Below are 22,055 nucleotides of genomic sequence, written 5' to 3'. Positions count from 1 at the left end.
CTCACCGCGCGGCTGTGAGGACAACGCCCGCGCTCGCCGTGACGACGAGTGCGATGGCGACGAGCTGACGTGAGTCCAGCGACTGGTCCAGAACCACGAAGCCGGCGAGAGCGGCCACCGCGGGGCCCAGACTCGACAGCACGCCGAACACACGCGTCGACATCCGTTTGAGTGCGGTGAACTCCAGGGCGTAGGGGATCACTGAGGTCAGCACGGCCACGCCGCCGAACGCCGCGAGCAGGCCCGGGTCGTCGGCGACCGCGGGCGCCGCTTGGAACAGTCCGATCGGGACGATCACCCCAGCCGCGACCAGCATGGCCGCCGACAGGCCGTCGACGCCGTGCACCCGGGTTCCCAGTCGGGCCGAGGCCACGATGTAGACGGCCCAGCAGAGGGCGGCCATCGCCGCGAATCCTGCTCCCCGAACATCGAAGGCAGCGCCGCCGTGCACGCCGAGCATCGCTATCCCGAGCGCGGCGAGTGCGACCCACAGGGCGTCGATCAGGCGCCGGCTGCCCGCGGCGGCGACGGCCAACGGTCCCATCAGCTCGACGGTGACCGCGACGCCGAGCGGAACGCGATCGATCGCCAGATAGATGAACAGGTTCATTCCGCCCAGGCCCAGACCCAGCAGCAGCACGCCGAGCCACGTGCGCCGCGGCCAGCTCAGCACCCGTGGCCGGACGAGAAGGGCCAGGATCAGCGCGCCGCACCCGAGTCGCAGGGCGGCGGCGCCGAACGGTCCCACCCGGTCGAACAGCGAACCGACGATCGCGTTGCCGAACTGGACGCTGAACACCGCAGCGACCACCAGCGCGCTCGGCGGCACACGAGGCAGGGGATCGGGACGGGTCTGCACGGTGGGGACTCTATCGGCCGGCCCAGCGGATACCCTGGCGGAGGTGGGAAGGATTACCGCCCGATGGCCGGTGACGAAGGTGCGGATCGGACACGAGCCGCGGCGTCGTCCCGACCGACTCGCGGTGGAGGAACCACTCGAGATCCGGATCGGCGGACTGCCGCTGGCGGTGACGATGCGGACACCGGGCACCGACGTCGAACTCGCGGCGGGATTCCTCGTCTCCGAAGGGGTCATCACCCGTGCCGAGCAGTTCCGGGCCGCGATCCACTGCGGCGGGCCGGGCACCGGCGGCACGGAGAACACGTACAACGTGCTCGACATCGCACTCTCCGCGGACACCCCGCCGCCCGGACCGGCCACCGCGCGCGACTTCCTGACCACCAGCGCATGCGGAATCTGCGGCAAGACGAGCATCGACGCGGTGGAGACCTCGTCGGCGTTCGACCTGCGCGGAGACGAGACGACGGTGCGACCGTCGCTGCTCGTCGAACTGCCGGAACGTCTGCGCGCCGGACAGCGAGCCTTCGACAGCACCGGCGGACTGCACGCGGCGGCGCTGTTCGACGCCGAGTCGGGTGAGTTGCTGACCCTGCGAGAGGACGTCGGCAGGCACAACGCCGTCGACAAGGTGATCGGGTGGGCGCTGACACGCGACCGGCTGCCGCTGCGCGGAACCATTCTGCAGGTGTCGGGCCGGGCGAGCTTCGAACTGGTGCAGAAGGCGGTGATGGCCGGCATCCCGATGCTCACGGCGGTGTCGGCGCCGTCCTCGCTGGCCGCCGAACTCGCCGAGCGGTCGGGACTCACGCTCATCGGCTTTCTCCGCGGCGATTCGATGAACGTGTACACCGGCGCCGCTCGGGTGGCGCCGGCCTGACCGCTGCCGGATCTAGATCGGGTCGGTGAGACGACGCAGAAAGGCAGCTGTCCGCTCGTGCTCGGGAGCGCCGATGACCTGCTCCGGTGCGCCGCGTTCCACGATCACGCCGCCGTCGACGAACAACACTTGGTCGGACACCTGGCGGGCGAACGAGATCTCATGCGTGACCACGACCATGGTCCAGTTCTGTGCCGCGAGGTCGCGGATCACCCGCAGGACCTCGCCGACCAGTTCCGGGTCGAGTGCCGACGTCGGCTCGTCGAGCAGCAGCACCTTCGGATTCATCGCGACGGCGCGCACGATCCCCACCCGCTGCTGCTGACCGCCGGACAGTTGAGCCGGGTAGTCGTCGGCGCGGTCGCCCAGGCCGACGCTGTCGAGCAACCGCTGCGCATCCGCGGTCGCGTCAGCCACCGGCCGTCGCTGCACCACCACCGGTCCCTCGATGACGTTCTCCAAGACCGTCTTGTGGGGGAACAGGTTGTGGTTCTGAAAGACGAATCCGCTCTGGCTCCGATAGCGGGCGATGTCGGACTTGGCGTAGTCGCCGGCGAAATCGATCGTCACGTCGGCCACCCGGATCACACCGGTGTCCGGTACGTCGAGCGCATTGAGCGACCGCAGAAGGGTGGTCTTGCCCGATCCGGAGGGGCCGATCACCGCGGTGACCGACCCGGAGTCGACGCTGAACTCGATGCCGCGCAGCACTTCGTTGTCACCGAAGGCCTTCGTCAGACCATCGACCTGGATGAGTGCGGTCATGTCGGGATGAACCTTCCGAGACGGGTCTCGAGGACGCCCTGCAGCATCGACAGCACGAGGCACACGATCCAGTAGTAGACCGCGGCGGTCATGTACAGGGCGAAGAACTCGAAGGTGGGCGCGGCGGCTATCTGCGCGACGCGCAGGAGCTCCGTCACCAGGATCGTGGAGGCGAGTGAGGTGTCCTTCACCAGTGAGATGAGCGTGTTCGACAGACCGGGAACCGCGATCCGCGCCGCTTGCGGGAGCACGATGCGGCGCATCGTGGTCGCGTAGTTCATGCCGATGGTCGCGGCGGCCTCGCGCTGGCCCTTGGGAACCGACATGATCGCGCTGCGGATGATCTCGGCGGCGTACCCGCCGACGTTGAGCGAGAAAGCGATCGCGGCGGCAGGCAGCGGCGGCACTTTGAATCCGAGCTCGGGCAGCGCGTAGAAGATGATGAACAGCTGGACCAACAGCGGGGTGCCCCGGATGATCGAGACGTAGATCCGCGCGAGTCGCGAGAGAATCGGGTTCTCCGCGAGCCGGGCGAGTGCCACGACGAGCGCGATCGCCAGGCCGATCACGAAGCTCACCGCCGCGAGCGGGATGGTGGTGGTGAGCGTGGCTTCCGCCATCGGCCAGAGGTTTCTCCCGATCAACTCCCAGGTGCTCTCCGGCGGCTGTGCCCGCGGGCCGCTGCCGCTGGCATCGGCTTTGAGGTACTTCTCTGAGATCGCCGTGAGCGTGCCGTCGGCCCGCAGACGGTCGAGCGCGTGGTCGATCTTCGGTATCAGCGGACTGCCCTTGGCGGCGGCGAAGGCCTGGTCGCTCGTCTGCCCGGTCTTGGCCGAGATCGTGACCGACGAGTCGCCGGTCTCGGCGAAATACGCGTACACGGCGATGCTGTCGTTGACCGTCGCGTCGACCCGGCCCTGCCGAAGCAGTGTGATCGCCTGGGTGAAACCCTCGACGGTCTGCACCTGTGCACCCGCGTCGCGAGCGACTTGAGTCCAGTTGCTCGTCGCCGTCTGGGCGACGGTGCGGCCCCTCAGATCGTTCAACGACCGGATCGACGAGTCGTCCGCCCGTGTCACGACCACCCCTTCGCCGACGGCGTACGGGCTGGACAACGCGTACTCGGCTCGCCGCTCCGGAGTGATCGTGACCTGATTGGCGACCACGTCGAATCGATCCGCGCCGAGTGCTGCGAACAGCGAGTCCCAGGGAGCCTCCACGAACTCGGCCCGCATGCCCATCTGATGCGCGACGGTCTCGGCCACGTCGACGTCGTAGCCGGAGAGTCGACCGGTCGCGGGGTCGTGGAAGCTGAACGGCGCATAGGTGCCCTCGGTTCCCACTCGGAGCACGCCTTCGCCGCTACGCCCACCGTCGGGACCGCCGCATCCGCCCACCACTGCCACTGCCGCGATCAGCACTGCCAGTAGCAGCGCCGGGGCTCGCGGTCGGAGGCTCATAGGGGGAGTAAACCCCGCCGGCCGATCAGATGGGACCCTTTGGCGCCACCTGGTCCGAGGGTGGGATTCCGGCGGCACGCAGATGCGCGCGGAGCCGGCCGACGAGCGGTGCACGTTCGAGTTCGTCAGCGGTCATCCATCGTGCGTCCTCGGCGTCGTCGCCCGCGCGCAGCTCGCCGCCGATCACCGTCGCGGCGAAGTCGTGGATCTCGAAGGTCTCCGCGTCGCTGTAATCGATGATCGCGCACCAGAGTTCCCTGCCGATCACCGCCTCGAGGCCGGTCTCCTCCCGGACCTCACGTGCGGCAGCCTCGGCGAGGGTCTCGCCGGCCTCGACATGTCCGCCCGGTACCGACCAACGTCCCTTCTCCGGTGCGTGACCGCGTTTGACCATCAGTATTCGTCCGCCGTCGTCGACGATGACCGCGCCCGCGGCCAGCACTGGATCCATCCTCACACCGTAGATCTCCGCGTGGTCGTGCGGATGTCTCCGCGTCACAGCGGGTTGCTCGTCGCAACGCCGGTCCGTTGTTCTGACGGTGCGCGACACCTCCGCGGGCGGGCGCGCCCCACTATCCTCGGTGGAGTGACCGCACGGCGACAGCAACGCACAGGACTCGACGCCGTCGTGCAGACGGCCGTGGACGTGACCGCCACGAGGTCTCGCAACGCCAAGACACAGCGGATCGCCGATCTTCTCCGAGCGCTGTCGGCCGATGAGATTCCAGCGTCCGTCGGACTGTTGCTGGGCCGCCCGCGTCAAGGCCGGCTCGGAGTCGGCCGGCGTGCCGCTCATGCCGCTCGCACCGAACCGGCGGCGACCCCGTCGCTCACCGTGAGCGATGTGGACGCGGCGTTCACGACGCTGGCGAACACACGCGGTCCCGGTGCGGTGCGCACCCGGGCGGAGGCACTGCACGCCCTGATGTCGCGTGCGACCGCCGACGAACAGGACTATCTGATCCGGGTGCTCACCGCCGAGATGCGGACGGGTGCGCTCGAGAGCGTGGTCACCGATGCGGCCGCGATCGCGTCCGGTCTGCCGACCGCAGTGGTGCGCCGGGCGGCGATGCTCTCCGGGGACCTCGGTACCACTGTCCGTCAGGCGTGTGCGGGATCCGACCTCACCGCAGTCGGCCTCACGCCGGGAGTCCCGGTCTCGCCGATGCTCGCCTCCACGGCCGAGTCCGCGTCGGCCGCGGTCGCCGAAACGGGGGAGGCCTCCGTAGAGGCGAAACTCGACGGCGCCCGGATCCAGGTGCATCGCGTCGGCGGCGCGGTCACCGTCTACACGCGCAGTCTGGCCGACGTCACCTCCCGGGTCCCCGAACTCGCCGAACTGGTGTCCGGGTTCCCCGGCGGCGACCTCGTCCTGGACGGCGAGACACTCGCTCTCGATCCCTCGGGTGCGGCGCGGCCGTTTCAGGAGACGATGAGTCGCTTCGGCTCCGGCGGCGGCACCGCATTGTCGGCGTGGTTCTTCGATGTGCTCTACGCCGGCGGCGAGAGCCTGATCGACTCACCGCTGCGGCGTCGGCGGCGGGTGCTGGCCGAGATCGTCGGGGAGCGGATGATCCGCGGGATCGAGGTGACCGGTCCCTCCGCCTGCCACCTCGCCGAAGACTTCTTCGCCGCGGCGGTCGGCACCGGCGACGAGGGGGTCGTGGTCAAGTCGCTCGACTCGACGTACGCGGCCGGGCGCCGTGGCAGTCACTGGATCAAAGTGAAGCCCGTGCACACCTTCGATCTGGTCGTGCTCGCCGTCGAACAGGGATCGGGACGGCGGCGGGGGATGCTGTCGAACCTGCATCTGGGCGCGCGGGATCCGGCGGGGCGATTCGGTCCGCCCGGTGGATTCGTCATGGTGGGTAAGACCTTCAAGGGACTCACGGACGAGCTGCTGCGATGGCAGACCGCGCACTTTCCGACGATCGCCGTCGACACTGCGGGCCATGTCACCGCGCTGCGGCCGGAGACGGTGGTGGAGATCGCGATCGACGGCGTGCAGCGGTCATCGCGCTATCCGGGCGGGGTCGCCTTGCGGTTCGCGCGGGTGAAACGCTATCGCGTCGGGGCCGACGCCAAGCCCGCCGCCGAGGCGGACACGATCGACGCGCTGCGCGATCTGCTCGATTCGAGGGCGTCCGACGCGATGCGGTGACCGTCAGTGCGGCGTCACGACTCGGACCGGGAACAGCACGGTGCGCTCGACGACACGATCGCGCTCGGCGCTCCGGCTCGTCCGGCGCGGATCTGCGAGGTAGGCCTCCAGGGCCGCCTGATCGGGCAGACCGATCAACTGCGTCTCGTCGGGAACGTCGGCGGTGCCGGAACCGAGCGCGCGAGCGAGAAGCACCCCGCCGTGATCGGGTAGCAGGGCGAGGACCTCGTCTTCATAAGCCGACAGATCGGCGGCGAGGCCGGGCCGGGCCCAGAGTTGACAGCACAGTTCGACGGGTTCGGGATCGGTGGTCATGTCCTCGACGTTATCGGTGCCGTCGAGCCCGGCGGCGTGGCTGCGGCCTTCGCGTCCAGCAACACGGTTTCGAGCATCTCCGGCGTCAGCCGCCCGGTGAAGGTGTTCTGCTGGCTGACGTGGAAGCATCCGAGAACGGTGAGACGCCGGCCGTCCGGATGGTCGATCACCACGCGGACGCCGTGCCCGAACCGCGGCCGTGGACGCGGCACGATCCAACCGCCCTCGGAGAGGGACGACAGCAGCGCCTGCCAGCCGAATCCGCCGAGAGCGATCGCCACCCGGACGGTCGGTGCCAGCAGTTCCAGTTCCCGCGACAGGAATGGCGCACACCGGCGACGTTCATCGGGCGTCGGCTTGTTGGCCGGCGGAGCGCAGTGCACGGGCGACGTGATCCGGGTGTCGATGAGCCGCAGGCCGTCGTCGGCGGATACCGCATGCGGCGCCGACGCGAGTCCGACGGCGTGCAGTGCGGCGAACAGGAAATCGCCGCTGCGGTCGCCGGTGAACATCCGGCCGGTGCGATTGGCGCCGTGCGCGGCCGGAGCCAGCCCGACGACGAGGATCCGTGCGTCGTCCGGTCCGAAACCGGGAACGGCGCGACCCCAGTACGTCTGGTCGCGAAAGGCCGCGCGTTTGACGGTGGCGACCTCTTCGCGCCAGGCGACGAGCCGCGGACAGGCCCGGCACTGTGCGATCAGATCGTCCAACGCGGTCAACGTGCGGGCACTGGCCGCCCGATCGGGCGCGGATTCGGGGCGCGGCGCCATGGACTCCACCGTAGTCGGGAACCGCGCCCGGCATAGTGGGAGCCATGCGTCATACCCTCGCCGACATCCTGCCCGCGGTGTCCGCCGCATTCGACGGCGCCGAGACCGAGGGGCTCGAGGTGGCCCCGGCTCGTGACATCGCCGTCCTCCTGATCGACGGACTGGGAGCCGAACTCCTGCGGCGGCACGGCGACGTGGCACCGACTCTGACGGCGCACCTGCGGACCACGTTGGCAGCCGGGTTCCCCGCGACGACGGCCTCGAGCATCTCGAGTCTGGCGATCGGAGCACCCTGTGCCACACACGGGATCATCGGATACAGTTTCGCGCTGCCCTCCGCCGCCGGACCGGAGAACTTCAACGCGCTGCGCTGGCGGACCGGCAGCGCCGAAGGGCCGGATGCGAGAACCACACATGTGCCGGAAGACGTTCAGCCCGTGGAGAGTTCGGTGCAGCGGCTGGCTCGGAGCGGTGTCGAGGTCCACTACGTGGTGCCGGGCTATCAGATGCGTTCGGGGTTGACGCGGGCGGCGTTCCGAACGGCCGGACGACTCCACCCGGCGTCAGATCTCGACTCCGTGCGCGACGGACTCCTCGATTTCGCCCGGCACACCGATCGCGGGCGCCGATTCGCCTACGCCTACTTCCCGGACCTCGACATGCACGGGCACGTCGCCGGGCCGGAGTCGGCGCAGTGGCGCGCCGTGCTCGGCGCGGTCGACGCAATGGTCGCACAGCTGATCGACGACCTGCCCCCGACGTGCACCCTGCTGATCACCGGCGATCACGGCATGATTCGCGCGGGGGCGGCCGTCGACCTCGAGGCGGATCCCGAACTGCGCCGCGATGTCCGCCTGGTCTCCGGCGAAGCCCGAGTGCGGCACGTCTACTCCGACCATCCGGACGCCGTGCATGACGTGGCCGATCGATGGACCGGGGCGCTCGGCGAGCACGCCCGCATCGTCACCCGCGAGCAGGCGCTCGACGAACACTGGTTCGGTCCCACGCCTCCGGTGCCGACGATCGAGTCCCGGATCGGTGACGTTCTGGCGGTGGCGCGAGGAACGAGCGTCCTCGTCTGTCCCACCGCCGAGCCCATGGAGTCGACGATGGCCGGTCATCACGGTGCCTGGACCGACGATGAACAACTGGTGCCGCTGATCTCGAATCGGTGAGATCAGTCGGAGTAGCGGTGCGACCAGCCGATCGCGCGGAGCTCGCCGACCGGTCCGGTGACGGTGGTGATCGACTGATACTTCGGGGTGGGCGGTCGTCCGCGCGACTTGCGGGTCATCGGGACCACCAAGCCCTGAGGCGTTCCGTTTCGACTCCAGTCCTCGCTCACCAGGAATGATTCGGGAAGCCGGTCGCCGAGGAAGGCGTAGCGGGCGCTGCCGCGCTTGCCTTCGGTGGGACGATGCAACCGCTGCATGATCATCGTCCGGCTGTGCGCCCCCGGCTCGCGGATGAACCTCACGCGCTCGTACACCGGGACACCCATCGAGAACAGCGCGCCGTACGGAGCACTGGCGACGCTGTGCGGTGTGAGGGCCGAGGCGGCGGCGGGCGCCGCCGACGCCTCGGCCGGATGGACGGCTGCCGCCGCGCCGACCGCCAGGACGGCGGTGACCGCGGCGACACGGCGGCGTCCGCTGACGGGGCGGCGAGTGAAGGAACGACGATCACGGGCCTGGCGCGGCGAACCTGTCATCGGTCAACCGTCGCAGCTGCCGGGTTCGAGGGCAAGTACCCCGATACGCACGCTGATCGGCGTGTCGGCCGGTCCGTCGGAGGTCGACGTCTCGCATGCCGACCGGGTCCGTAGTAGGTTCGACCCCGTGATCCGAGTGCGAGTGACCGCTGCTGCGGCGGCCCTGGCGATCGCCGCATCCGCGGCGGTCGCGCCGGCCGCCCATGCCGATCCGGCGACGGCCCGGGCGAACTTCCTCGGCGTGTCGTTGGCCCCCGGCACCGCCGGACTCACGCCGCAGTTGGCGATCGCCTACACGCTCGCGCACCGTGAGGCGCGTGCCTCCGGGGTGGCGCTGTCGGTGACGTCCGGAAAGCGCTCGCGCGCGGAGCAGGCGGCACTGTGGCGGCAGGGCATCGCCGACTACGGCAGTCCCGCCGCCGCCCGCCGCTGGGTACTGCCGCCCGATGAGTCGACCCACGTCACGGGCGAGGCCGTCGATGTGGGACCGCGGTCGGGCGCGCGTTGGCTGCAGGCCAACGGCATCCGCTGGGGCCTGTGCCGGGTGTACGACAACGAGTGGTGGCACTTCGAACTGGCGGCGCTGCCCGGAACGGCGTGCCCGCCCAGGCTCCCCGACGCAGCGAGCCGCTGACCTGGTCTCGTCGGCCGCCGTGCCATGTGCGTGCACACGTGGACGGTTGCGGCTACGAACCTCTGGCCCAATAGGGAAGGATGAATGCCGTGTCGGAGAACCCAGACCACGAGAACGCCGTCCCTGAACCGTCCGAGGCGGGCGAACTGGACGATCGCGTCGTCGATGCCGACGCGGCCGATGTCGTCGAAGCCGTCGAGTCGATGGAGGCCGCGCTCGGCGCCGGCGGGACCGACGATGGGTCCGCGGCGGACGTCGAGCCCGCATACCTGTCGTACGAGGAGTTCGGTCGACGGTTCTTCGAGCTCGCCGTCACCGAGGAACGGATCGGCAGCGCGTTCACCTCGATCGCGGGCGAGGAGTTCGAGGTCGGCCCGATCGGGTCGGGACCGGCAGGAGTGGTGAAAGTGCGGGCGATGGTGCGCGTCGCCGAACCGGAGATCGTCCGTGATCTCGGGCAGCTGATCACCTTCACGGTCAAGCTGCCGCTGCACATCGCGTTGACGGTGGATCTCAAGGTCGACCGCATCCGGTACGACGTCGACGGTCTGGTGACACTGCCGCTGACGGTCCGGTGCGCGGCGCCGCTGCAGGTGCGGATAGAGGTGGACCCACCGCGACCGCGCGACGTGTTCGTCGACGTCAGCTCGCGGAACGTCCGGGGCGAGATCATTCGCAATCTGGCTCAGGTGGACGACGAGATCCGCAGGGTCATCGCGAAGTTCGTGGAGACCGAGATCGACAAGCCGGCTATCCGCAAGGCCCGGTTCATCGACGTCGACGCCGAACTCGGTCGCGCGTTCGAAAGCATGTGACGCCTGTTCGGTGCCATGCTGGATAGATGACTGAGAACCGCCCGGGAGATCACGAGAAGTACGTCAAGGCAGATCAGCCGTACGAACGAGACACCAGGTACATCGAGACCCGGATCACGCGCGACGGCGCCGACGGCTACCCGGTGGAGGCCGGGCGCTACCGGCTCGTCGTCTCATACGCCTGTCCGTGGGCGAACCGGTCGATCATCGTGCGCCGGCTGCTCGGTCTCGAAGACGCGATTTCAATGGGTGTGTGCGGTCCGACGCACGACTGGCGGTCGTGGACCTTCGACCTCGATCCGGGCGGGGTGGATCCGGTGCTGGGCATACCGCGGCTGCAGGACGCGTACTTCCGGCGGATCCCCGGCTATGAGAAGGGCATCACCGTCCCGGCAGTCGTCGATGTCCCGAGCGGAGCGGTGGTCACCAACGACTTCCCGCAGATCACTCTCGACTTCGAGACCGAGTGGGTCGACTTCCACCGGGACGGGGCGCCCCGGCTGTACCCCGAGGACCTTCGCCGCGAGATCGACGAGGTGAACGCGGTGGTCTACCGTGACGTGAACAACGGCGTGTACCGGTGCGGCTTCGCCGGCTCACAGGAAGCCTACGACGACGCCTACGACCAACTCTTCTCCCGGCTCGACTGGCTCACCGAACGGCTGCGCACCCAGCGATACCTGGTCGGAGACACCATCACCGAGGCGGATGTGCGACTGTTCACGACGCTCGCGCGGTTCGACCCGGTGTATCACGGCCACTTCAAGTGCAATCGCGAGAAGCTCTCCGAGATGCCGGTGCTCTGGGCATACGCGCGCGATCTCTATCAGACTCCCGGCTTCGGTGACTGCACGAACTTCGACCACATCAAACGGCACTACTACCAGGTGCATCGCGACATCAACCCCTCCGGGATCGTGCCGAAGGGTCCGGATCTGTCGAACTGGGCCGAACCGCACGGCAGGGAGGCGCTCGGTGGCCGACCCTTCGGAGACGGAACACCGCCCGCCCCGCTCGGTTGAACGGGACGGGCGGTGTCGTCGAGGGGTGAACGCCAATCCCTCAGGCCACCGCCAGCTCCGCTGAGCGCGCCCGGGCGCGCGGAATCGCCAGCGTGATGAGCACACCGACGAAGGCCGCGGCCGCCCCGATGAGGAAGCACCAGCGGAAGGCGGAGTGCGTCGGAACCTGGTGACCGCCACCGAGATCGATGGTCGACGCAGCCAGAACCACCGCCATCACCGCCGACGACAGGGTGGTGCCGACCGACCTCATCAGGCCGTTGAGTCCCACCGCCGCCCCGGCCTCGGTGATCGGCACCGCGCCCATGATGAGCGTGGGCATCGCCGCGTAGCCGATGCCCACGCCGGCCGAGCCGATCACCGAAGCCACGGCGAGCTGCCAGGGAGCGTTCATCAGGAAGTACGCGGTGAGGTAGCCGACACAGAGGACCGCGCCGCCGATCGCGAGCGTGAGCTTCGGGCCGAGACGGTTGATGAGCATGCCGGAGATCGGGGCGAAGAGCATCATCATGATGCCGCCCGGAGCCATCCACAGACCGGTCTGCAAGATGGTCTGCCCGAAGCCGCCGACCGAATCCGGCACCTCGAGCATCGTCGGAACCACGATCGCCTGCGCCATCATGCCGAATCCGATGGCGATCGCCGCCAGATTCGTCAGCAGCACCGTCGGCTTGGCGGTCGTGCGCAGATCGACCAACGGATCACTGTGCCGCAACTCGAACATCGCCCACGCCAGGAGCACGACCACGCCGGCGGCGAGGAAGCCGAGGGTGGCGCCGGACGCCCAGCCCCAGTCCTTACCCTTCGAGACGGCGATGAGGACGCTGCACAGACCGGCCGCCATTCCGACTGCGCCGACTACGTCCAGTCGTCCACCGGCACTGTCGGCGACGTTCGGCACGATGACTACGACCAGGACGGTGATCAGCAATGCCAGTCCCGCCGAAGCCCAGAACAGCGCCCGCCAGTCCCAGGTCTGCGCGACCCAGGCCGACACCGGAAGTCCGATGGCGCCGCCGACGCCGAGCGTGGCGCTCATCGCGGCCACCGCCATCGAGGTCAGACGCGGCGGCGTCACCTCCCGCATCAGGCTGATGCCGACCGGGATGAAGCCCATCGACATGCCTTGGACGGCGCGTCCGATCAGCATCGGAACGAGTGTGCCGCCGATGGCGCAGATCAGCGAGCCGACGACGAGTAGCAGCGCGCTGGCGAGAATCACGCGCTGCTTGCCGTACATGTCGCCGAGGCGCCCCGCGATCGGCATAGCCACGGCGCCGCCGAGCAGCGTGGCGGTGATCACCCACGACGCGTTCGAGATGGACGTGTGCAGCAGTTGCGGTAGTTCGGGCTGAACCGGGATGATCAGCGTCTGCATCAGGGATGCGACCAGACCGCCCAGACAGAGGGTGATGACGATACCGAGTGCACCGCGGTCGCCTGCGGTTTCGTCCGACGCTGCGGCGGCAGGGGCGTCGGCCGGCGCGGGCGCGGGGTTCACATCGTCGGCGGTCGGATCCGCCGTACCGGAGGGGGAGGACATTCAGAGGCCTTCGTTTCAGTGCGGAGCATGCGAGAACAACCTATGTAAGGTACATATGCGTCGTGCACACCCCAAACTCGGGGCTGTGTGCGGTCCAGTCGAGAACGAGGTGAGAACGGTAGACGGAGGCGAGCCCACCTGGCCGTCCCAGGTGCATCGGGACGTGGTCGAAGAACTCCTGCGGTTGCGTCGCAGACGTGACGAGGTCGACCCGAAGGCGATTCTGGACGCATCCGCGTTTCATATCCTCTGGCTGCTGTCGGACGGCCGCGCGCGGACTCTGCGTGAACTGAGCCACGATCTCGCGCTGGAGCAGTCGACGGTGAACCGGCAGGTCAACGCGGCGATCAAGCGCGGATACGTCGAGCGCTTCCCCGTCGACGGGCAGGTCAGTCGGATGCACCGGCCCACCGCGGCGGGGATGGAGGCGCTCGAACACGACGGTAGACGACGTGCCGATCGGCTCAATCGCGTCTTCGCCGATCTCGCTCCCGGCGATCCCGCGATTCTGCTCGCTCAGCTGCGGGCGTTCAACGACGCGTTCGAGCGCCAGGGTGTCGACGCGGACTGACGCAGGGCCGCTCAGTGCCTGCGGGCGGCGGCCGACGCCGCCCGATCGGCCTCGTCCTCCGACGCCCCGATGCCTGCCGACCAGCCGCAGTCGTCCCCGCGCCGCCACTCCAGAACGGTCAGGAAGCGTCCGCGTTCCGGCGCCGTGATCGCGCTCCGGTGACGGCTCAGAGGTTCGATGGCGTCCGCGCGCGCTGAGGTGCTGTCCGCGGCGCCGTCTGCGGGCATGTACTCCGCGCAGAACAGCGTCCAGAGCGTCTCCGCGTCGACTTCGCGGCCCTCGGTGTCCGTGTGCCGTTGCACGACGCGTGCGAAGTCGATCTGAAGGCGGCGTGGCAACTCGACGCCGAACTCGGCTGCCAGCAGATACGCGATACCGCCCTTGCCGGATTGCGAGTTGACCCGGATCACCTCATCGTACGTGCGGCCCAGGTCGGCCGGGTCGACCGGCAGATAGGGCACGTCCCACGGCATCTCCGATTCGGCGTGACCGGCATGGGCGGACCGGCGTCGGTGGTCGGCGAATCCCTTGGCGATGGCGTCTTGATGAGTGCCGCTGAATGCCGTGTACACCAGGTCGCCGACGTACGGGTGGCGTGCATGGATCTCGATCTGGTTGGCCTCCTCGACGACTCGGCGGATCTCGTCGATGTCCGAGAAGTCGATCATCGGGTCGACGCCCTGTGCGTGGAGATTGAGGGCCAAGGTGGCGATGTCGACGTTGCCGGTCCGTTCGCCGTTGCCGAACAGGCATCCCTCGACGCGTTCGGCGCCGGCCAGCACCGCCAGTTCCGCGCACGCGATTCCGGTGCCGCGGTCGTTGTGCGGGTGCACCGACAGGATCACCGATTCCCGACGCTCGAGGTTCAGGTGCATGTACTCGATCTGGTCGGCGTAGACGTTCGGCGTCGCGATCTCCACGGTCGCAGGCAGATTCAGGATCACCGGACGATCAGGAGCGGCGTCCCACAGCCGCGTCATCGCGTTGCAGACGTCGAGCGCGAAATCCGGCTCGGTGAGGTTGAAGACCTCGGGGGAGAACTCGAAACGGACGTTCGGCAGGTCGCCGGCGAATTCCAACACGTCCCGGCCGCCGCCCAGAACGGTCTCGAGCAGCTCCGACCGCGACTGTCTCAACACGATGTCGCGCCAGACGGGTGCCGTGGCGGTGTACATGTGCACCACCACGGGATTGTCGATCCCGCGGATGGACTCCACGGTCCGCTCGATCAGATCCCGTCGCGCCGGAGTGAAGACGACCACCGTCACGTCGTCGGGGGCCAGATCGGTCTCCGCGATCTGCCGGACGAAATCGAAGTCGGTGGCCGACGCCGAGGGATAGCCGACTTCGATCTCCTTGTAGCCCATGGCGACGAGCAATTCGAACAGCTGGCGCTTGCGTGCCGGGTTCATGGGTTCCGGCAGTGCCTGGTTGCCGTCGCGCAGGTCTACCGGAACCCACAGCGGCGCGGACGTGAGGCGAGCCTCGGGCCACCGGCGCGTCGTCAGCGGAACCTCGACGCGACGGTACACGTCGCGGTACCGGTGCGAGGGCATCTGGGATCGCCGCTGGCGGTTCCATGAGGGTGACTGGTCGGGTATCGGCCCGGCAGGGGTGCTGATGGAGCCGAAGGCGTCGGGCCGGGACGCGGGGGATTCGGATTCGGTGAACATGGGATCTCGCTTTCGCAGAAGTCGGGTGCAGACCGGCGTCGGGGCCCACGGGGAGTCGCCGGTCTGCGGATCAGGACTCTCCGTGGCTGATGAGTCGGAGGGAAGCGAGGTTCTGCATGGCGCTAGAATCTAACACAACTCATCAGACAAGTAGAGGAGTGAGTGGTCATGCCCGCACAGGTGCGGCGAACGCCGCTGGCCGATCAGGCCGCCGAGGTACTGCTCGAGCGCATTCGCGCCGGGGAGTGGACACTGGGCCAGAAGCTTCCCGGCGAGAGCACGCTGGCGGTCCAGCTGGGGGTCGGCCGATCCACCGTGCGGGAGGCGGTGCGCCAGCTGGCAGGGCGCGGCGTCCTCTCGTCACGCCAGGGCGCCGGCGTCTTCGTCGCCGCAGTCGACGTGCCGGAGAACTGGGACGACGTCCTTCGCAGGGCGGACGTCGTCGCAGTGCTGGAGGCGCGCACCGCGATCGAGACCGAAGCCGCCGCGCTGGCGGCACGGCGCCGCACTCCGGCGCAGCTGCGCGCCATGCGTGCGGCGCTCGAGAAGCGCGAACAGAGCCGGAGCGGAATCGAGGACCGCGTCGCGGCCGATATCGACTTCCATCGGGCGGTGGTCTCCGCCGCCGGGAACCCGGTGTTGACCGAACTGTTCGACGCGATGACCCCGCGGGTGCGCGTCGCGATGGTCGACTTGCTGCGGATCCGTCGAGAGTTCGACACCGACATCGACCATCGCGCCCACGCCGACATCGTCGACGCCGTGGCGGCGAGGCGACCTGCCGACGCCGCAACCGCGGCACGCACCCATCTGGACGGACTCAAGGAGGCACTCGCGTGACACGCGCACAACAGGTTCTGCGGCTCGACGCCGTCACCTTCCGCCGCAACGGCCGGCAGATCCTGCACGGCATCGACTTCACCGTGCATGCGGGAGAGCACTGGGCGCTGCTCGGCCCGAACGGAGCGGGCAAGACCACCATCGTCGGGTTCTGCGCTGCTCAGACGCACCCGACGACGGGCACCGTCGACGTCTTGGGTAAGCGCCTCGGTCGCGTCGACACCGCCGAACTGCGCCGCCACATCGGCCACGTGAACCCGCGTCATCGGCTGCAGACCGGACTCACCGTGACCGAGGTCGTCCTCACCGGCGTCACCGGAACCATCGATCTGCCGATGCGATGGGTGCCCTCCGCGCAGGACCGGGCCAGGGCCGCAGCCCTCATCGACGACGTCGGAATGAGCGCGCGTGCCGACTCCGATTGGCTCACCCTGTCGCAGGGCGAACGGGGACGGGCGCTGATCGCGCGCGCACTGATCAGCGATCCCGAACTCCTGCTGCTCGACGAGCCGACCACCGGCCTCGACGTCGCCGCCAGGGAACAACTCCTCGAAACCGTCGACGCACTCGCGGTGTCCGAGCCCGAGGTGGCCTCCGTGCTGGTCACCCACCACCTGGAGGAGCTGCCCGAGACCACCAGCCACGCACTCGTGATCCGCGACGGCGCGGTGGTGGCCTCCGGAACGGCGGCTCAGACGGTCACGTCGGAGGTCATCAGCCGGGCCTTCGACCATCGGATCGCCGTCGACCACGCCCAGGGTCGGTGGAGCGCCCGGGCCGTGAGGGAACGCTGAACGAGCAGCTCACACGGTGAGCATCACCTTGATCGCTTCGCGCCGGTCCATCGCGCGGTAGCCCTGGGCCGCGTCCTCGAGGGGCAGTGAGAGATCGAAGACGCGGCCGGGGTCGATCTCTCGGGCCGCGATGCGGCGCACCAGATCGGGCAGATACCGGCGGACCGGTGCGGGCCCGCCGTGCAGATGCACCGCCGAGTAGAAGAGCCTGTCGCCGGGCAGTTCCACGCCGTGCGAGACGCCGACGAAGCCGACGTGGCCGCCCGGGCGGGTCGATCGGATCGCCTGCATCATCGACTCCTGGGTTCCGACGGCCTCGATCACCGAGTGCGCGCCGAGTCCACCGGTCAGTTCCTTGACCGCCGCGACGCCGTCCTTGCCGCGCTCGGCGACGATGTCGGTGGCACCGAACTGCCTGGCGAGTTCCTGGCGGTCGGCGTGTCTGCTCATCGCGATGATGCGCTCAGCTCCCATCTGGCGCGCCGATAGAACGCCGAGCAGGCCCACCGCACCGTCGCCGACGACGGCGACGGTCTTGCCCGGCCGGACCTGGGCGGCGTCCGCCGCGAACCAGCCCGTGCCCAGGACATCGGACGCCGCGAGATACGAGGGGATCAGGTCGTCGTCGGGCGGCGCCGGCGTCGCGACCAGCGTTCCGTCCGCCCACGGGATGCGGGCGTACTGCGCCTGGGTTCCGATCCCGCCCATCGGGTGGACGTTGACGCATCGGGACTGATAGCCGGCCTCGCAGATCTCACAGGTGTTGTCCGAGGCCATGAACGAACCCACCACGAAGTCACCGACCTTCACGGTGCGTACCTCGGGCCCGACCTCTTCGACGTAGCCGACGTACTCGTGGCCCATCGGCGCCTCGTCGACGTCATTGGCACCGCGATAGGGCCACAGATCGGAGCCGCAGATGCACGTGGCGGCGAGACGGATGACCGCATCGGTGGGCTGTTCGATTCGGGGATCGGGTCGATCGACGACGCTGACGTCTCCGGGCGAATGCATGATGACTGCGCGCATGCCGTCCACGGTAATGCGAACCGATCGCCCGCGCAGACGCGCGGGGACAGGGCGTACGTTGGACTGCGGAAGTCTGGAGTCCAGGAGGGTTCGTGCAGCTGAGGCAGTCGTCGACATTCGCCTCCCTCGCCGTACCGAACTTCCGGACCTATGTGACCGGCGCACTGGTCTCCAACGTCGGCACGTGGGTGCAGCGGGTGGCCCAGGACTGGCTGGTGCTGCAGCTCTCCGGCGGATCGGCGATGGCGGTCGGCATCACGACGGCGCTCCAATTCGTTCCGGCGCTCGTCCTCTCACCCTTCGGCGGTGTCCTCGCCGACCGCTTCGACAAGCGCAGACTCCTGATGTTCACGCAGAGCTGGATGGCGCTGAGCGCGCTGGTGCTCGGCGCCCTCGCGGTCTCCGGCGTGGCCCAGACCTGGCACGTGTACGTGTTCGCCGTCGTCTTCGGGATGGGTACGGCGCTGGACGCACCCGCCCGCCAGGCCTTCGTCTCGGAGATGGTCGGAACCGAACGGCTCACCAACGCGATCGGGCTCAACAGTTCGGCCTTCAACGCCGCGCGGCTCATCGGCCCGGGAGTCGCAGGGCTCATCATCGCGGCCTTCGGCAGCGGGTGGGCGATCCTCAGCAACGGCGTCAGCTATCTCGCCTTCCTGATCGCCTTGATGCTGCTGAACAGGGACGAACTGGTCCCGGCCGAACCGCTGCGCCGGGCGAAGGGCCAGGTGCGCGAGGGGGTTCGGTATGTGGCCGCGCGCGCCGATCTGCTGATCGCCCTCGGCGTGGGTTTCGCCGTCGGCACCTTCGGTCTGAACTTCCAGATGACGAACGCGCTGATGGTGCGCAACGAGTTCCACCTGGACGCCGAGATGTACGGTCTGCTCGGCACCGTCTCGGGCGCGGGGTCGCTGCTCGGCGCGCTGCTGGCCGCGCGGCGGAAGTCGTCTCCCGGACTGCGGTTCGTCGTCAGCGCCGCGCTGGTCTTCGCGGTCGTCAACGTGCTGTCGGGTGCGTTGCCGACCCCGCTGCTCTACGGCCTGGTGCTGCCTCTCGTGGGACTCTCCGCGCTGCTGTCGCTCACCGCGACCAACATGTACGTGCAGATGCATGTCGACCCGCAGGTCCGCGGGCGGGTGATGGCGCTCTACATGACGGTGCTGATGGGCGGCACACCCATCGGCGCGCCGCTCCTCGGTCTGCTCGCCGAATGGTTCGGACCGCGGGCGCCGCTCATCGGCGGCGGCGTGATCCAGGTGGCGGTGATCGCCGGAGTGCTGGCGCTGGTAGCCGTGCGCGTGCAGCGCGGACGGTCGAACGGGATCTCCGGGCTGGCGCGCGACAGCCGGCTCGGAATGTTCGCCGAGGTCCCGGTCGCCGCCCCGGACCCGGAACGTGAGTGCTGAGCGGCGCTCAGTCGTCCGGAGCCTCGAGTGTGTGCGATTGCGCGCGCAGCCGCTCGAACTCGGCGAGTTTGTCGGCGCCCTCGCGGGTGGTCCGATAGCGCGACAGCACCTGCATCGCCGTCTGCGTATTGGCCATCACCCACATCATGGTGTCGAAGTCGGCTTCCAGGTCCTCGCCCGCGTCGTTGCGCCGCCGCAGATTCTCCAGTTGCGGACGCATGGTCTCCATCCATGCGATGTCGCCGGGTTCGGCTCCGCGCGGCGACGCCTCGGCTGCGTCGACTGCGGTGAAGGCCGCCTCCCACGTGAACGCGAGCTTGTCGAACGGGGTCGGTTCGGTCATGCCAGCCAGGTTATGACACGGGCGGCCAGCGGCCCGGGCACCGCCCTTCGGTAGCCTGCATGCGGTGACCAACAGTGCGCCTCTCGAGTCAGTGAATGCCCGCATCGCCAAGGAGCTCTCCGTCGGCGAAGGCCAGGTCAGCGCGGCGGTGAAGCTGCTGGACGAAGGATCGACCGTCCCGTTCATCGCCCGGTACCGCAAGGAGGTCACCGGCAGTCTCGACGATGCTCAGCTGCGTCTGCTGGACGAACGACTGCGCTATCTGCGCGAGCTCGACGAGCGCCGGGCCGCCGTCATCGCGTCCATCGACGAGCAGGGGAAGCTGACCGACGAACTGCGTGCATCGCTGCTGGCCGCCGACACGAAGGCGCGCGTCGAGGACATCTACCTGCCGTATAAGCCCAAGCGTCGAACCAAGGCGCAGATCGCGCGTGAGGCCGGTCTCGAGCCGCTGGCCGAGGCGTTGCTCGCCGATCCGTCGCTGGTTCCCGCCGACGCCGCTGCCGCCTACATCGGCGAGCAGGTCGCCGATGCCGCCGCCGCTCTCGACGGCGCACGCCACATCCTGATCGAGCGCGCTTCGGAGGACGCCGAGCTCGTCGGTGCGGTCCGCGAGAAGTTCTGGGCCGACGGCTCGCTCCGGACTCAGGTCCGGCCCGGTGCCGAGACCGATGCCGCCGCGCAGAAGTTCCGCGACTACTTCGACTTCGCCGAACCGCTCGACGCGATGCCGTCCCACCGCGTGCTCGCCGTATTGCGCGGCGAGAAGGAGGAGGTCCTGAGCCTGACCTTCGACGGTGGCGACGACGAGCCGTACCAGGCGATGGTCGCAGCGACCCTGGGCGTCGACCAGTCGCATCCGGGTGCGGCCACCGACTGGCTCACCGCTACGGTTCGCTGGGCGTGGCGGACCAAGCTCATGATCACCGCGACGATCGACGCGCGGATGAAGCTCCGGAGCCGGGCCGAGGACGACGCGGTCGCCGTCTTCGCGACCAACCTCAAGGATCTGCTCCTGGCGGCTCCCGCCGGGACGCGCACCACTCTCGGCCTCGATCCCGGGTACCGGACCGGCGTGAAGGTGGCGGTGGTCGACGCGACCGGCAAGGTGGTGGACCACTGCGCGATCTTCCCGCACAAGCCGCAGCAGCAATGGGATCAGGCCAAAGCCACGCTGGCCGCGCTGATCGCGCGCCACGGGGTGGAACTGATCGCGATCGGCAACGGAACGGCCTCGCGCGAGACCGATCAGCTCGCGGGCGAGCTGCTCTCGGACATCAAGAAGTCCGGCGCCCGGCCGCCGGTCAAGGCCGTCGTGTCGGAGGCGGGCGCATCGGTGTACTCTGCGTCCGAGTACGCCTCCCAGGAGCTCCCGCAGCTCGACGTCTCGATCCGCGGCGCGGTCTCCATCGCGCGTCGCCTCCAGGATCCGCTGGCCGAGCTGGTCAAGATCGATCCCAAGTCGATCGGCGTGGGTCAGTACCAACACGACGTCTCGGCGACCAACCTCGCGCGCAGCCTCGACGCGGTCGTGGAGGATGCGGTGAACGCCGTCGGCGTCGATCTCAACACCGCGTCGGTTCCGTTGCTCTCGCGCGTCTCGGGGATCACCCCCACACTCGCCGCCGGAATCGTGGCTCACCGAGACCGGACGGGTGCGTTCCGAAGCCGGACCGGTCTGCTCGACGTCCCCCGTCTGGGTCCGAAGGCGTTCGAGCAGTGCGCCGGCTTCCTGCGCATCCGCGGCGGCGACGATCCGCTGGACGCCTCCGGCGTGCATCCGGAGGCGTACCCGGTGGTGCGCAAGATCCTCGACCGCAGCGGTCGCGAACTCACCGAGCTCATCGGTGACAGCACGACGCTGCGCACCCTCAAGCCCGCGGAGTTCGCCGACGACACGTTCGGTGTCCCCACCGTCACCGACATCCTCGCCGAACTGGAGAAGCCCGGCCGCGACCCGCGGCCGGCGTTCACCACCGCGACCTTCGCGAGCGGAGTCGAGAAGGTGTCCGATCTGCGGCCCGGCATGGTGCTCGAAGGCGTCGTCACGAATGTCGCGGCATTCGGTGCCTTCGTGGACGTGGGCGTGCACCAGGACGGACTCGTCCACGTCTCGGCGATGGCCGACCGGTACGTCTCCGACCCGCACGAGGTGGTTCGCTCGGGCCAGATCGTGAAGGTGAAAGTGCTCGAGGTGGACGTCGACCGGCAGCGGATCGGTTTGTCGCTGCGACTGAACGACGAGGCCGACGCCGGTCCGCGCGGCGGTGGTCGCAGACGCGGGGGCGGCGACAACCGGGGCAACGACAATCGGGGCAGCGACAACAACCGGGGCGGAAAGGGCCGCGGAGGCGGCCCGCGCGGCGCTGCCGGTCAGGGCCGGGGCGGTTCCCGGCGGGACGACCGGCCGGCCGGCGGATCGATGGCGCAGGCGCTGCGCGATGCGGGATTCGGCCGCTGACCA

General features: G+C 69.0%; 22 protein-coding genes. 11 read left to right on the top strand and 11 right to left on the bottom strand.

What is annotated here, in order from left to right; genetic code table 11:
• Position 1 precedes the first annotated feature (1 nt).
• Positions 2-859: an EamA family transporter gene (locus ACK8HH_RS10310; protein WP_412475162.1), complete on the bottom strand. Its 858-nt coding sequence runs from the start codon at positions 857-859 to the stop codon at positions 2-4.
• A 43-nt stretch (positions 860-902) separates the two neighbouring features.
• Between ACK8HH_RS10310 and fdhD the strand changes: the two genes are divergently transcribed.
• Positions 903-1,739 carry a formate dehydrogenase accessory sulfurtransferase FdhD gene (gene fdhD / locus ACK8HH_RS10305; protein ID WP_278123836.1) on the top strand — a complete coding sequence of 279 codons (837 nt, stop codon included), beginning with the start codon at positions 903-905 and terminating at the stop codon, positions 1,737-1,739.
• Between the two features lie 12 nt (positions 1,740-1,751).
• Here fdhD and ACK8HH_RS10300 read toward each other — a convergent pair whose 3' ends face one another.
• The 3 genes from ACK8HH_RS10300 to ACK8HH_RS10290 are packed head-to-tail and all read right to left on the bottom strand — an operon-like array spanning position 1,752 to position 4,415.
• Positions 1,752-2,504 carry an amino acid ABC transporter ATP-binding protein gene (locus tag ACK8HH_RS10300; protein ID WP_006895113.1) on the bottom strand — a complete coding sequence of 251 codons (753 nt, stop codon included), beginning with the start codon at positions 2,502-2,504 and terminating at the stop codon, positions 1,752-1,754.
• Positions 2,501-3,964 (bottom strand): ABC transporter permease subunit, encoded by a 1,464-nt coding sequence (locus ACK8HH_RS10295; protein ID WP_222111445.1) that lies wholly within the window; start codon positions 3,962-3,964, stop codon positions 2,501-2,503. Before ACK8HH_RS10295 ends, ACK8HH_RS10300 begins: the two co-directional genes overlap by 4 nt.
• A 25-nt stretch (positions 3,965-3,989) precedes the next feature.
• The gene (locus ACK8HH_RS10290; RefSeq protein ID WP_045538894.1) at positions 3,990-4,415 is read right to left on the bottom strand and encodes an NUDIX hydrolase; all 426 of its coding nucleotides are present in this window, start codon (positions 4,413-4,415) and stop codon (positions 3,990-3,992) included.
• Positions 4,416-4,592: 177 nt separating this feature from the next.
• Here ACK8HH_RS10290 and ACK8HH_RS10285 point away from each other — a divergent pair, with 177 nt between their 5' ends.
• Complete coding sequence (locus tag ACK8HH_RS10285; protein ID WP_412475730.1) at positions 4,593-6,125, top strand: ATP-dependent DNA ligase; 1,533 nt, start codon at positions 4,593-4,595, stop codon at positions 6,123-6,125.
• Between the two features lie 3 nt (positions 6,126-6,128).
• On the opposite strand, the gene ACK8HH_RS10280 is transcribed toward ACK8HH_RS10285, so the two are convergent.
• Both ACK8HH_RS10280 and ACK8HH_RS10275 read right to left on the bottom strand, forming a co-directional pair.
• Positions 6,129-6,440 (bottom strand): hypothetical protein, encoded by a 312-nt coding sequence (locus ACK8HH_RS10280; RefSeq protein WP_039866854.1) that lies wholly within the window; start codon positions 6,438-6,440, stop codon positions 6,129-6,131.
• The gene (locus tag ACK8HH_RS10275; protein ID WP_260868744.1) at positions 6,437-7,210 is read right to left on the bottom strand and encodes a uracil-DNA glycosylase; all 774 of its coding nucleotides are present in this window, start codon (positions 7,208-7,210) and stop codon (positions 6,437-6,439) included. The genes ACK8HH_RS10280 and ACK8HH_RS10275 overlap by 4 nt, the downstream gene beginning before the upstream one ends.
• Positions 7,211-7,254: 44 nt before the next feature.
• Here ACK8HH_RS10275 and ACK8HH_RS10270 point away from each other — a divergent pair, with 44 nt between their 5' ends.
• Entirely contained in the window at positions 7,255-8,385 is a 1,131-nt protein-coding gene (locus ACK8HH_RS10270) for an alkaline phosphatase family protein (protein ID WP_412475161.1), read from the top strand.
• 2 nt (positions 8,386-8,387) lie between these two features.
• Here the strand turns inward: ACK8HH_RS10270 and ACK8HH_RS10265 are convergent, their stop codons facing one another.
• Positions 8,388-8,921 carry a hypothetical protein gene (locus ACK8HH_RS10265; RefSeq protein WP_222111443.1) on the bottom strand — a complete coding sequence of 178 codons (534 nt, stop codon included), beginning with the start codon at positions 8,919-8,921 and terminating at the stop codon, positions 8,388-8,390.
• 127 nt (positions 8,922-9,048) lie between these two features.
• Here ACK8HH_RS10265 and ACK8HH_RS10260 point away from each other — a divergent pair, with 127 nt between their 5' ends.
• The 3 genes from ACK8HH_RS10260 (at position 9,049) to ACK8HH_RS10250 (ending at position 11,392) form a co-directional block, all read left to right on the top strand.
• Positions 9,049-9,555 (top strand): M15 family metallopeptidase, encoded by a 507-nt coding sequence (locus tag ACK8HH_RS10260; RefSeq protein WP_006895105.1) that lies wholly within the window; start codon positions 9,049-9,051, stop codon positions 9,553-9,555.
• Positions 9,556-9,635: 80 nt separating this feature from the next.
• On the top strand, positions 9,636-10,370 hold the full coding sequence (locus tag ACK8HH_RS10255; RefSeq protein ID WP_006895104.1) for a hypothetical protein: 735 nt from the start codon (positions 9,636-9,638) through the stop codon (positions 10,368-10,370).
• Between the two features lie 26 nt (positions 10,371-10,396).
• Positions 10,397-11,392, top strand: a complete 996-nt coding sequence (locus ACK8HH_RS10250; RefSeq protein WP_006895103.1) for a glutathione S-transferase family protein — start codon at positions 10,397-10,399, stop codon at positions 11,390-11,392.
• A gap of 40 nt (positions 11,393-11,432) precedes the next feature.
• Here ACK8HH_RS10250 and ACK8HH_RS10245 read toward each other — a convergent pair whose 3' ends face one another.
• The gene (locus ACK8HH_RS10245; RefSeq protein ID WP_375004002.1) at positions 11,433-12,935 is read right to left on the bottom strand and encodes an MFS transporter; all 1,503 of its coding nucleotides are present in this window, start codon (positions 12,933-12,935) and stop codon (positions 11,433-11,435) included.
• A gap of 55 nt (positions 12,936-12,990) precedes the next feature.
• Here ACK8HH_RS10245 and ACK8HH_RS10240 point away from each other — a divergent pair, with 55 nt between their 5' ends.
• Complete coding sequence (locus tag ACK8HH_RS10240; RefSeq protein WP_082084014.1) at positions 12,991-13,506, top strand: MarR family winged helix-turn-helix transcriptional regulator; 516 nt, start codon at positions 12,991-12,993, stop codon at positions 13,504-13,506.
• Positions 13,507-13,517: 11 nt separating this feature from the next.
• Here the strand turns inward: ACK8HH_RS10240 and ACK8HH_RS10235 are convergent, their stop codons facing one another.
• A complete protein-coding gene (locus tag ACK8HH_RS10235; protein WP_412475160.1) occupies positions 13,518-15,062 on the bottom strand; it encodes a 2-isopropylmalate synthase in 1,545 nt (514 codons plus the stop codon).
• A gap of 285 nt (positions 15,063-15,347) precedes the next feature.
• Here ACK8HH_RS10235 and ACK8HH_RS10230 point away from each other — a divergent pair, with 285 nt between their 5' ends.
• Positions 15,348-16,019, top strand: a complete 672-nt coding sequence (locus ACK8HH_RS10230; RefSeq protein ID WP_006895097.1) for a FadR/GntR family transcriptional regulator — start codon at positions 15,348-15,350, stop codon at positions 16,017-16,019.
• On the top strand, positions 16,016-16,813 hold the full coding sequence (locus ACK8HH_RS10225; protein WP_045539443.1) for an ABC transporter ATP-binding protein: 798 nt from the start codon (positions 16,016-16,018) through the stop codon (positions 16,811-16,813). Before ACK8HH_RS10230 ends, ACK8HH_RS10225 begins: the two co-directional genes overlap by 4 nt.
• Positions 16,814-16,822: 9 nt before the next feature.
• Here ACK8HH_RS10225 and ACK8HH_RS10220 read toward each other — a convergent pair whose 3' ends face one another.
• The gene (locus tag ACK8HH_RS10220; protein WP_346076507.1) at positions 16,823-17,842 is read right to left on the bottom strand and encodes a zinc-dependent alcohol dehydrogenase family protein; all 1,020 of its coding nucleotides are present in this window, start codon (positions 17,840-17,842) and stop codon (positions 16,823-16,825) included.
• 92 nt (positions 17,843-17,934) lie between these two features.
• Between ACK8HH_RS10220 and ACK8HH_RS10215 the strand changes: the two genes are divergently transcribed.
• Positions 17,935-19,248: an MFS transporter gene (locus ACK8HH_RS10215; protein ID WP_006895091.1), complete on the top strand. Its 1,314-nt coding sequence runs from the start codon at positions 17,935-17,937 to the stop codon at positions 19,246-19,248.
• 7 nt (positions 19,249-19,255) lie between these two features.
• On the opposite strand, the gene ACK8HH_RS10210 is transcribed toward ACK8HH_RS10215, so the two are convergent.
• Positions 19,256-19,591 (bottom strand): hypothetical protein, encoded by a 336-nt coding sequence (locus tag ACK8HH_RS10210; RefSeq protein WP_006895089.1) that lies wholly within the window; start codon positions 19,589-19,591, stop codon positions 19,256-19,258.
• 55 nt (positions 19,592-19,646) lie between these two features.
• Here ACK8HH_RS10210 and ACK8HH_RS10205 point away from each other — a divergent pair, with 55 nt between their 5' ends.
• Complete coding sequence (locus ACK8HH_RS10205; protein ID WP_062367697.1) at positions 19,647-22,052, top strand: Tex family protein; 2,406 nt, start codon at positions 19,647-19,649, stop codon at positions 22,050-22,052.
• The last annotated feature ends 3 nt before the right edge of the window (positions 22,053-22,055 follow it).

It is taken from the genome of Gordonia sp. LUNF6 (genome assembly GCF_047041125.1).
GTDB lineage: Bacteria > Actinomycetota > Actinomycetes > Mycobacteriales > Mycobacteriaceae > Gordonia > Gordonia sihwensis.
This window is presented reverse-complemented; position numbering and strand designations above follow the sequence as displayed.